Raw genomic sequence first — 10,779 nt, 5'->3', positions numbered from 1 at the left:
TTTAATAAATAAACGATATTGCGTGTGTCAGAACGACACCCCGACCCGGTAACCCACCACCAGGGTGTCGGGTTGTAGCCATGCCGGGTAGGATAGCGGCCACCCCATCGTCACCTGCTGGCTGAGCCAGCGGTTGGCCACGGTGACCCCAACGGCGCCCCCCCATAAGGAGGCCGCTGTCGCGTCATCCTGTTTATGGTTGTAGAGGTGCCCCCCGTCGATGGCCGCCATGAACGTGACAGCGCCCACTACCGGCAACTGCCACGTCTGCCAGTTCAGCTCATTACGCCAGTACGCACCCCGGTTGCCGGCGGTGTACTGTTCACGGAACCCGCGGATGGACGACTCCCCGCCCAGTGTCAGCTGTTCACTACCGTACAGTGCACGGGCCGAGTATTGTCCGTACAGACTGCCGAGGTAGGTGATGCTGTCGGTAACCGGGTGATAGTAGCTGGCTGACAGCGTCCATTTATTGAACTCGGCTCGCGGCGCATCGGCGCTTTTGTCGGTATCAGTTTCTGCGCCAAGCCAGCGGACACCGCGGTTATAGGTCGGGTTAACCGTCGCCAGGCCGCCCCACAGCTTCTGGCTGTGATTGACCCCTAACGACACACTGCTCAGCGTGCGACTGCTGGACGGCAACAGCGCCCCGTTCAGATAGTTGTTACCGGTTCGCTGACTGAGCGCGCCGGTCAGCGCGGTTTTCATCGTGCCGTTGCGGAACACCACACGGGACAACGACAGCCGGTGGGTATCGCTGTCACCGGTAGAGCGCCAGGGGAAATCGCGGTTGATGAAGGTATTGCGATAACGGCTTTGAGCGTAGCTGTAGCCCAGGCTCCAGTAGCCATACGGCAGGGAAAAACCAGCCTGCAGCATCTGCGCATCATGACTGGTGGCAAAACGGCTGCTATGGCCGGCAGTGAGAAACCACTGGTCAGCCACGCCGAACAGATTATCCAGCGTCAGGCTACCGGTCAGCTGTTCCTGACCGGTGCTTTTCTGGCCGCTGTTGTCGAAGGTCAGTCCACCGCTGAACGGCAGGCGGGCTTCGCGGGTCAGGTTAACTACCGAGTATCCCGGCGTGCTGCCCGGCAGGATTTCGATGGTCACCTGCTGAGACGGCATGCGGTTCATCTGCTCCATCCCCTGTTCGATATCGCGCAGGTTCAGGATGTCCCCGTCATGAGCCGGAAACGCGATACGGGTCATCCGTTCCGTTTGCCTGTTGATGGTGATTTTTTCCAGCCGCCCTTCCAGAATCTCCAGTTGCAGCACACCCCCTGACAAATCCTGTTCACTCAAGAACGCCCGGCTGGTGATATAGCCGCGCTGGATATACCAGTTGCTGACGTCATGCACCAGCTGGTTGATGTGCTCAAGGTTGTTGCAACGATTGAGGTAGCCAGCGGTCAGGGTGGCCTGATCCCGTGGGCTCAGTAACGTGCTGTGATTAAAGCGAATTTCATGCAGGGTAAAACAGGGGCCTTGCGGCGTGTTATCCGCTTTTAGTGGTGCCTGCACGATGTTGCTTAACTGCTGGAGGGCTTCTCGCTGTTGGCGGGACTGTTCAATCACATCCGACTGATGTTGCTGGATTTCACTTCGCTCCGCCGGATTCAGCGGCGCACAGAGCGCGGAAACGGAATAACCGATAAAGAAAAAGCTCACGATCAGGTCAGCTTTCCTGCGACTGACAGGCATGATGCACATCCATGTAAATAGAAACAGAAGGTAAAGATTACCTAAATAATAATGTGCATTTATTTCGAAAACAATACAAAACCTTACAATTAGGTTGCCGAAAAACACCAATATTTCAGAAACAACCCATTGATTTGAGTGATTTTCATATTTTTTATGACAATAAGTTCTAAAAAGAACCCATAACATCAACAAGGATCACAATATTGCTGGCACATCGATGAATAAAAGGAAACGAAATCTATAAATAGGAAACGAAATCCGAATGACAACGTACCCAGCCTGCCTCTGTTCTACAGCAGAAGAGACGAGTTTCCTCGCCTCTTCCCGACCGTCATTGCCTGATATTCATGGCGCGTTATCAGGCGTTCGCCAGCTTACCTAACGCCATGTTGGCTATCTTGTCACCGACGACGCCAGCATCAATGCCCAGTGATGCACCGCCTGCCCCCCGCAGATTCAGGTTGGTATTACCGGTATCACCCGCTACCGCGCTTTTAATCATCCCCAGCGCCTGACGGAATTTATCCATGCTGGCACCGGTCATGCCGTCATCATCCGGTTTACTCAGCGCTTTCGCCCAGGATTTGTCGTCTGTTTTTGCTGAACTCCAGCTGTCTTTCTGATACTGCGGTTTACCAAAAATTTCCGGATATTGATCCATAAACTGGCCGACTTCTTTTGCCAGCCCACGATCTTCCTTATCCACAAAATGCCGGTTATTGCCATCTACATGGGTGCTGACATTGCTCAGGGCATTGAGCGCCGCACTCTGCCCCACGCCCATACCGATAGCATTACCCAACTGGTTGAATGCGCCTGCGCCACTCAGCCCTTGCAAACCGCCAGCCCCCAGCGATAGCCCGGAGAAGCCGCCCATCGCCTGGCCCAGACCATTACCCAGAATAGAGGACAACGCATTCCCCATCCCTTTACTGAATGCGTCCATGTTGTCCGGTGTCATCTGGTTGCCGTTTAGCAAAGACTGAGGCATCTGATCGCCCTGCTTCATCATGCCGTTAGCCGTATTGTTGCCCAAAAGCGTATCCAATACCTTCTGGAACATGTCGGACAACGGGTCACTACCGGATGCCGACGTTGAGTTGCCAGTCCCTTGTCCACCACCAGCGCCTTGTTTCGCCCCCAACGCCTGCGCCATAACACTGGCAAACATCATCGCGGTCATCGCAGAAGTCAGCTTATCGATAGTGCTGCTCAGCTTGTCCATACTGGAACCCAATGATGGCGTCGCGCTATTCAGGCCTTTCAAGCCTTGTGACCCCAGTCCCAGCCCGGCGACACCCAAGTCGCCGCCGATGTGTGCTTTGATCGTAATTTGCATAATCTCGTTTCCTCATTCATGTCAGATGTTCGCAACAGTACCTGCAACGGATGCCTACGCCGCTCCCGATGTGGGCATCATGATGGATACTGGTTACTGAGTGACACGGGCAGCGAAACGGTTCCCCACATTCACCGGTTTGACCTAAAAAAGCGGCAGTTAGCGCACAAATCGCGGCACGTTGTGCTCTTTTTGCGCTCGCGTTGTCGAAACCGGCGGTAATGTCAGCTCGGCCAAGGCAAACAGCTGTTCAACCCGTTGTGCATAGGTGTCAGACGCAGGCGGCAACGGCCACCAGAGGATCAGTACGTCGCTGCCGTTCAGGCACAGGTGGCATCCGTCATACTCCGCCGCTTGCTGATAACGGCGTTCGAGCAGGCGGCGATACAAACCGGGATAGTGTTTCCTGGGGTGAATCTGCAACATGAGTTCATAGCCATGATCAGCGAGCTGAAACACCAGCTCGATACCGGATTGCGGCGACCAGCGCGCCGCCCGATGCCGGGTGATCGCGGCCATAAACGCCATCATGGCATCAACCATCCTGATGCTATCGGTCATGGCACGCTCACCAGAGTAAAATCGGCCGCGCCGGGTCGCATGTCCGTCTGCCACCAGATAACCATCTGTCGGCCATCAGGATCCGGACGGCAGCTCACGGATGTACAAGCACTGGTCGGCGTGCGGGCAGCACAAGCGCTCAGCATCAGCGCCGCGCACAGCAGCAGTAGGGTTTGATAACGCATCATTTTTCTTCCTCACGCTATGAATGGTGTGAACCGTCAAGGGGTAATGAGTGACGCACGCGCAGGTTGCGTGTTTTTGGCCGGAAGCAGCGCCAGATACACCTCGGTAGATTCGCCAGGGGCCAGCGTCGTCTTCGGCCAGGCGGCGACCGCCAGCGTACGACTGCTGGCACACCGGGCTTCGTCAAAACGCTGGGGATGGATGCCGGTATTTTTCACCACGCCTACCGTCAGGCTGAAAGACACATTGCTGTACCACTGGTGGCGGTTATTCTGATAACTCAACGACGGCGACGTGCGGCATATGTCCGACAAACTCGGCCCATGACTATCACTGGTGAACCCGGCTGGCATCTGGCCGCTGGCCAAATCACGCATGGCATTTTCTACCGTGCCGAACAGGTCGGTTTTACTGTTACGCTGCGCTACGCGCCCCATCGCGTCATTCAACTGACGACGGTTATCCGCCGACACAAACCGGGTAGGGTCGTTTTGGTCGCCAATCAGATGTGGGGTCAGAATAAACAACCGTTCACGGCGAGAAACTTCGTGCTGGCGGGAGGTGAATAGCTTGCCAAGCCAGGGAATGTCGCCCAGCAGCGGTACACGTTTATCACGATCGCCACTTTCCTCAACATGAAACCCGCCCAGCACCAGCGCCCGGTTTTCGCCAATCAGCGCCTGTGTACTGACCGTACCGCGTTTCACGCCAGAGGCTGTCCCCTCGGTATTGGTTTCCACCTGGCCGTCTTCAATATCAATAACCAATTGAATACTGCTGGTACTGCCGCGACCAACGACACGTGGCGTGACCTGCAGGCTGGTGCCCGCGGTCACCGGTTGTACATTCGCCACCCGCTCACCGGTGGCAGTAATAAAGGCGGTACGGCTGAAATCGATCACCGCGGGTTGGTTTTCCAGCGTCAGTACCGATGGATTAGCGACAATCGACGCGGTTCCCTCACCTTCCAGCGCCTGAATATCGGCGAAAAACCGTTTGAAATCGCTGACAAAGAGTGTGCTGGAACCTGACATCAGGTTAGCGCCGCCGGTCACCGCACCCAGTTTCCCCTGCCAGTTGGCCTCCAGTCTTGAGAGTGCCGTGCGATCGACATCCAAAATGATCGCATCAATATTGACCAGATTTTGCGGCACATCGATCTTGTCGATCAGTTGCTGGTATTCCTCCCGCCGTTTTTCGTCATCGCGAATCAGGAGCGCGTTGTTACGCACGTCTGCCGATACTTTGCCATTAAGTTGATCTTTTTTACGGGAACTGGCCGCCTCACCGCTGCTGGAGCGGCTCGCCAGTCGGGCCAACATGGCGCGAGCATTACGTTCAATGGCCTGGCTGGCATCCTGCCCACCTGCCCCGTTGGCCTGCGCCATCCCACCATCACTGCCCATACCACTAACAGCACCTGATGCCCCCGCCGGGGCGCTGCGGTTGCCATCCATCAGCTCATTTAACATGGTCGCTACGCCGGGGATCACCAAACGCTGATCGCGGTACTGAATGGTGCGATCGGATACCGAGGCATAACGCAGCGGAAACATCATCACCTTGCGGCGATCGTCTTTGGTTTCGCGTTGCTGGCTGAAATTGCGGATCAGGCTGACGTACTCCGCGGGTCCGGTGACCAGCACCACGCCTTCCTCGGGCAGTTCCCCCCAGCCAAAACGCGTGTCCAGCAGGCCAATACCGGTCAGCGCCTGCTTCATGTCGGGTGCCGCATCTTGCGAGACTTCAATGCGTACCGATGTCTGCTCATCCTGGGGGCTGACGTACAACACATTGTTGTAGACGAACCATTGAAAACGGTGCTCCAGCGCCAGCCTATCCAGAAACGCGGTGGCGTTGTCGGCACGGATTTTGGCATCAATGTTGACGTCCTCAATGTTGCCTACTCTCAAATCGACGCCATGACTGTTGGCGAAATCCTGTAATACCGCTGATAGTGGGGTTTGTTCGGCGGAATAGGCATAAGCGCCTTTGTTCCAGTCAGATGGCGTCGCCGCGTGCGCGCTGGGCAACATTCCCATCAATACCAGCGACCAGCAAAACAAACGATAGAGGTTGAATAACAGTGCATACAGCGCGTTACGCATGCTGATCTCCTTGCAAAAAAGCCAGTGTTTTCAGATTCAGCGGCGGCGGCGATGCCGGTCTGGCAAGCGGTGCCAGCAGGCTTTGCCAGACATCCCGCTGATTAACCAGCGCTTCCAGCGTGCGGCACAATCGGACAGGGTCATCCGGTTCGTGTCGCATCAGTAACCATAATTGAGCGTCTGCGCCAGACCAGCACAGGGCGGCGGCGTCCATGCCCAAACGCAACACGGCGGCAGACGAATAACGCAGCGCCTTGTGCAACAACCGGTCATCCACCTTAACCGGCAAGGTCACCATGGCAGCACATCCCACACCGTCGTGATAGCGCGTCAACACCACCGGGCCGTCATCAATGTGCAGCGTCAGTTGACCTGCGGTGCTGTTGAGCCAACGCTCAATCACGCCGGGTAACTCAGTTGAAGTCATTGATGATGGCCTTCGCCAGGCCGTGCTTGACGCTCAGCATCTGCCCGGCTGCCCAGTTGGCGTTTGAGTAGTCCATGCTGGCTTCATAGAACGCATAGGTATCCGCCGGGCTGACCTCTCCCTCCGAAATGGTTTGCGCCATCTCATCAAGCCGGGACTGCGCATCGACAAATGCGCTGTCCAACCGACGTTGAATAGGTGAAGACAAAGACATGGTTGCGTGCTCCTGTGAGTTGAACGGGTGTGTTGAGTCGAACGAGTCTGTTGGTTAAACCGACATGGTTTCTCTGCAGTTGTGTGGCTGACGAAGAGGCGTGGTTCCATCGGGAATGAAAAGCGGTGCGCAGGCGATAGCGATACTGGGAGGGAACAGTTCCGTCACATGAAAACAAACAGGCCGTGCCTGATGGCATCGGCCTGTTACGCTAACGGACGGCTATTGAACCGGACGCGTTAAAACGTCGTCGTCCCGTACTGATAACGGTAGAAACGGCGGTATTCTGGTTTCTGTGGGTTATCTGACGACAATGTATCCTGCAATGACTTACTGCTTAAGCGGAAGATGATGTCATACGAGGCAGGGCTGGTCTGTTTGTTAAGCAGACTTATCAGTTCCGTTTTCGCACCGGCTGCAAGCTGGTTGATATAGTCGTTTTCAATCTGGCTCAGCAGGCGAGCCGATTGTTCCCAGTTAGGGTCGAACGACACCAGTTGCTGCAAAAACGCAATCGGCGCGACGCCTTTACCCTGATACAACGCGGAGATTTCGTCTTCTTTGCTGACCGGTGCCGAGTGGCGGAAACCAGCCATCACCAGTTTCGCACGTTTGGCAGGACCGGCCTGTTTGCCCATTTGCTCGGTGATGAAATGATACCAGCGGTAATCAAAGGCAAAGCTGGAGCGAGCATCATATCGGGCGCTGTAGACGATGGTATCGAACACCTCTCGTCCGCCGAACCATTTACTTTCCAGTTCAGCCAGGATCTGCGCCAGGGTTTTATCTTTAAGAATCGCGTTAAAGGCGTTGGTGTCTTTATCCGAACTCTGCTGTCCCTGCACCGGGTCGACTACCACCAGTCGGATCGTTTTCGCGTTCGCCCAAACACCCGGCGCCTGATTTTGCACCGCCAGATGATACAGCTCGGCCAAAAACTCGGTTAAGCCCACCGCCGCGCCCCGGCTGTGCCCGCCGACCACCAGTTGGTATTCCTTCAGCGTCTTAAGGTAATCCACCAGCGGGAACAGGCTATCCAGCGTTACTACACCGGCACGGTCGTCATACCCCTGTACTTGATCATAACGGACGCCCAATGCCTGGAACATATCCACAACACTACCGCCCCAACTGGCGCGTTTGGCCAATGCCTGCGTTTTGGTCAACATGGCGGCAGTGCCGATGCCGTCGATAGCAACGACGGCGCTGAAACCACTGATTTCAACGTTGGCAAGAAAATCCTGTTTCGTGGTGCCCGTGCCGCAGAACCAGATTAGTACTTTATCCATAGGTAACCTCTTGGTTTTCAATCGATTGGGTTTGTGCATCTTCATTGGGCAATGTAGCGCGGCATGCGCCTGCGGGCTGTGTGATAACAACGGAAATTCAGGCCATAACGATGGCGTAGAACCGGCAATACCGCGTCCATTGCGATAACGGTTCAGGCAAGCGCCAGCCTGCCAAATACCCTCTCAGCGGACTGGCAGAACCGAACGAATGCAGACTACAAGATGAGGCGCGCCGGTGAACGCTGCCGGGGTTGTGTGGTGATCAGACAGGCCTGCGACAGCGCAAGACAACCAGACCCCAGTCGTCTTACACTGCCTGAGCATAAACAGGGTTATCAGGAGTGAGCGTGGTGAAAACCTATCTTGAGAATGACCAGTTAAATGAGAAATACCCGGTGCAAACATTTGCACTGCAATCGCTGGACGGGAAGGCCACCCTCACCGGTCAGGTCAACTACCCGCAAACGCCGGTAGGGCGTTATCCGTTAGTGATGCTGGTGCCCGGTAGCGGTATGCACGAACGTCATTATCTGCTTGGCAATAGCGGCACTCAGGCGGATTTTGTGTTTACCTGTCTGGCACAGGCGTTTCTGGACGCCGGGCTGGCGGTGCTGCGGTTTGATGACCGTGGCGTCAAAAGTCACCCGCGCGACAAGGCGCTGGATAACCCGGAATACCTGTTCAACCGTGATCTGGCATACCGGCGTTTATTTATCGACGCCGCCGTTCGCCAGACGGTCACCCCACAAAGTCAATGCGACGACCTGTATACGCTCTATCAGTACGCCATCGACCTGCCACACATTGACCGTCACAACCTCATTTTGCTGGGTCATTCCGAAGGTACGATTAACCTTAGTCGCCTGATGTCGCGTTACACCGTCACGGCTAAAGCCCTGCTATTTATTTCCCCACTGTTCTCGTCCATGAAACAACTGATGGAATGGCAGTTGATTCACCGCACGGTCACCTGGCTTAACGCCATTCCCCGTGCTGGCGACCGGCTGACGCTGGAGGAGTTGAAAAACGGGTTTGGTCACAGCCCGCTGGCGTTCCTGCAACCTATCAGCGACCTGTTGCCCTACAAGGGGTATTGGGATCAGGCGGATTTCGATGGCATGACGGCCAAATTGCAGGCGAGTTTCGAGCAACAGAGTGCGATGGTGTTAGGGCATGACAATCAGGAGCCGTGGCCAGCCGACGCACCATTCACCCACTCGTCTTACGCCTGGTGGAAACAGTGGTATCAGAATGCATTGCCGGAAATTGAGCACCTGGCGCACTGTCGAAGCCGTATTCTCTGTTATTTCGGCGAGATGGATACGCAGGTCAATGTGGCAGCCGAAGTGGCATTATTCGAGCGAGTCCGACACCGTTTTCCGCATGTTGATATCACGCGGCTGCCCGATGTCGGACACACGCTCGGTATCCACGGTCTGTTGGGGCCGATGACCGAGTCATGCGCTGACCTGCTGGTGCAGGCAGCGCACAATATTGTGACATCCTGAATGGTAATATCGTGACCACAAGCTAGAGACCATCGGGGTTAGCCGCAGCGCAATCTGTCAAGCAAAGCATGATCGGGATAACCATCCGCCGCTAACCCCTGCTGCTGCTGATAAGTACGGATTGCCTGCGTGGTGCCGCTTCCAATATTGCCGTCGATAGCGCCCTGATAGAGATGTTTTTCCTGTAGCAGAATTTGTAGCGCTTCGCGCTCTTTGAGTGTCAACGGCGTTTCCTGCTGCGGCCAGGGTTTGAGTACCGGCGTATCATGCTGGTAGTTATCCGACAGCAAGCCAACCGTTAGGGCGTAGGAAACGTAATTGTTATACCGCAGAATAGCGCGGAAATTTTCCGTTACCAGAAACGCTGGGCCATTCTTGCCGACCGGCAGCAATATCGAGGCTTTCTCGGCAGACAACGACGTCAGGTCTCGGGGCACAGCAGTTTTCACCCCAAGCGCCTGCCAGTCAGCAACCGTTTTCTGATTATCCAAACCGGAAACGGCATAATCAAAACTGGCGGGCAGATTGACCTCCATCCCCCAGGGCACGCCCGCTTTCCATTTGGCCTGCTGCATATAATTTGCCACTGACGCCAGCGTATCCGGGAATGAGGACCAGATATCAGGGTGGTGATCGCCATCAAAATCCACCGCGTATTGCAGATAAGAGGTGGGTATGAACTGGGGCATCCCCATTGCGCCAGCCCAGGAGCCTTTTATCTGCTCCGGCCGCGCATCGCCGTTTTGTATCATGCGTAACGCCGCAATCAGATTCTGCCGGTTAAACGCCCGGCGATAATTGTAGTAATCCAGCGTCGCCAGCGAGCGGACAACCGCTTTGTTGCCGGTATTAGCGCCATAATTGCTTTCAATGGAGAGGAAGGCGAACAGCAAAGGGGGCTCCACCTGATAGCGCTGCTCAATGCGCGCCGTCACCTTCGTGTATTGCTTGAGTAACGTTTTCCCTTGCGCCAGGTTATCCGGCGTCACCCGCTGTGCAATGTAGGTCCACACCGGCACGATCACTTCAGGCTGTTTTTGCGTAGCCGCCACCACATCGTTGTCTGGGGTCAGACCAGCGAATGCGCTATCAAAGGTATCTGCCGTGATTCCCTGTGCCAGAGCCTCCTGACGCACCTCGGTTTTCCATTGCTCAACGCTTTCATCTGGCGTCGGTAGCCCTGTGGGCGTGTTGGTGACACCGTGTTCTTTCAGCAAGCCCTCAATATCCCGACATTGGCCGGGAGGCGTATGTCGGTGGGCACAGGAACTTAACACCCCGGTGCCAAGCAACACCACTATGACCTTCATTACCTTCGATATCGACATCATCGATGATGTCTGGGCACGGTTATTGATCATTTGCTTATTCCATTAGAGACAAAGACATGCCCTGGCAACCCCGTACCATTAGCAGTATCAAGATTCTAGCGGTATCAAG

The 10,779-nt window shown here is 55.4% G+C and carries 10 protein-coding genes; 1 reads left to right on the top strand and 9 read right to left on the bottom strand.

Annotation, left to right across the window (positions count from 1 at the left end; translation table 11 throughout):
* Positions 1-27 precede the first annotated feature (27 nt).
* From FGI04_RS07335 to FGI04_RS07300, 8 genes are all read right to left on the bottom strand, one after another.
* Positions 28-1,704: a ShlB/FhaC/HecB family hemolysin secretion/activation protein gene (locus tag FGI04_RS07335; RefSeq protein WP_407273410.1), complete on the bottom strand. Its 1,677-nt coding sequence runs from the start codon at positions 1,702-1,704 to the stop codon at positions 28-30.
* A gap of 361 nt (positions 1,705-2,065) precedes the next feature.
* The gene (gene hrpN, locus FGI04_RS07330) at positions 2,066-3,046 is read right to left on the bottom strand and encodes a harpin HrpN (RefSeq protein WP_407273409.1); all 981 of its coding nucleotides are present in this window, start codon (positions 3,044-3,046) and stop codon (positions 2,066-2,068) included.
* A gap of 159 nt (positions 3,047-3,205) precedes the next feature.
* Positions 3,206-3,607, bottom strand: a complete 402-nt coding sequence (gene hrpV / locus FGI04_RS07325) for an HrpV family type III secretion system protein (RefSeq protein ID WP_407336518.1) — start codon at positions 3,605-3,607, stop codon at positions 3,206-3,208.
* Complete coding sequence (gene hrpT, locus FGI04_RS07320; protein WP_342700944.1) at positions 3,604-3,795, bottom strand: HrpT family type III secretion system protein; 192 nt, start codon at positions 3,793-3,795, stop codon at positions 3,604-3,606. Before hrpT ends, hrpV begins: the two co-directional genes overlap by 4 nt.
* A gap of 33 nt (positions 3,796-3,828) precedes the next feature.
* The gene (sctC, locus tag FGI04_RS07315) at positions 3,829-5,901 is read right to left on the bottom strand and encodes a type III secretion system outer membrane ring subunit SctC (protein WP_407336517.1); all 2,073 of its coding nucleotides are present in this window, start codon (positions 5,899-5,901) and stop codon (positions 3,829-3,831) included.
* Positions 5,894-6,328, bottom strand: a complete 435-nt coding sequence (locus FGI04_RS07310; protein WP_236306237.1) for a type III secretion system chaperone — start codon at positions 6,326-6,328, stop codon at positions 5,894-5,896. Before FGI04_RS07310 ends, sctC begins: the two co-directional genes overlap by 8 nt.
* The gene (locus FGI04_RS07305) at positions 6,315-6,542 is read right to left on the bottom strand and encodes a type III secretion protein HrpF (RefSeq protein WP_019845531.1); all 228 of its coding nucleotides are present in this window, start codon (positions 6,540-6,542) and stop codon (positions 6,315-6,317) included. The genes FGI04_RS07310 and FGI04_RS07305 overlap by 14 nt, the downstream gene beginning before the upstream one ends.
* Before the next feature lie 239 nt (positions 6,543-6,781).
* The gene (locus FGI04_RS07300; RefSeq protein ID WP_407321442.1) at positions 6,782-7,831 is read right to left on the bottom strand and encodes a phospholipase; all 1,050 of its coding nucleotides are present in this window, start codon (positions 7,829-7,831) and stop codon (positions 6,782-6,784) included.
* 350 nt (positions 7,832-8,181) lie between these two features.
* Between FGI04_RS07300 and FGI04_RS07295 the strand changes: the two genes are divergently transcribed.
* On the top strand, positions 8,182-9,339 hold the full coding sequence (locus FGI04_RS07295) for an alpha/beta hydrolase (RefSeq protein ID WP_407336516.1): 1,158 nt from the start codon (positions 8,182-8,184) through the stop codon (positions 9,337-9,339).
* 38 nt (positions 9,340-9,377) lie between these two features.
* On the opposite strand, the gene FGI04_RS07290 is transcribed toward FGI04_RS07295, so the two are convergent.
* On the bottom strand, positions 9,378-10,700 hold the full coding sequence (locus FGI04_RS07290; protein WP_342700948.1) for a lytic murein transglycosylase: 1,323 nt from the start codon (positions 10,698-10,700) through the stop codon (positions 9,378-9,380).
* Positions 10,701-10,779 lie beyond the last annotated feature (79 nt).

Source organism: Dickeya ananatis, assembly GCF_019464615.1.
Classification (GTDB): Bacteria; Pseudomonadota; Gammaproteobacteria; order Enterobacterales; family Enterobacteriaceae; genus Dickeya; species Dickeya oryzae.
This window is presented reverse-complemented; position numbering and strand designations above follow the sequence as displayed.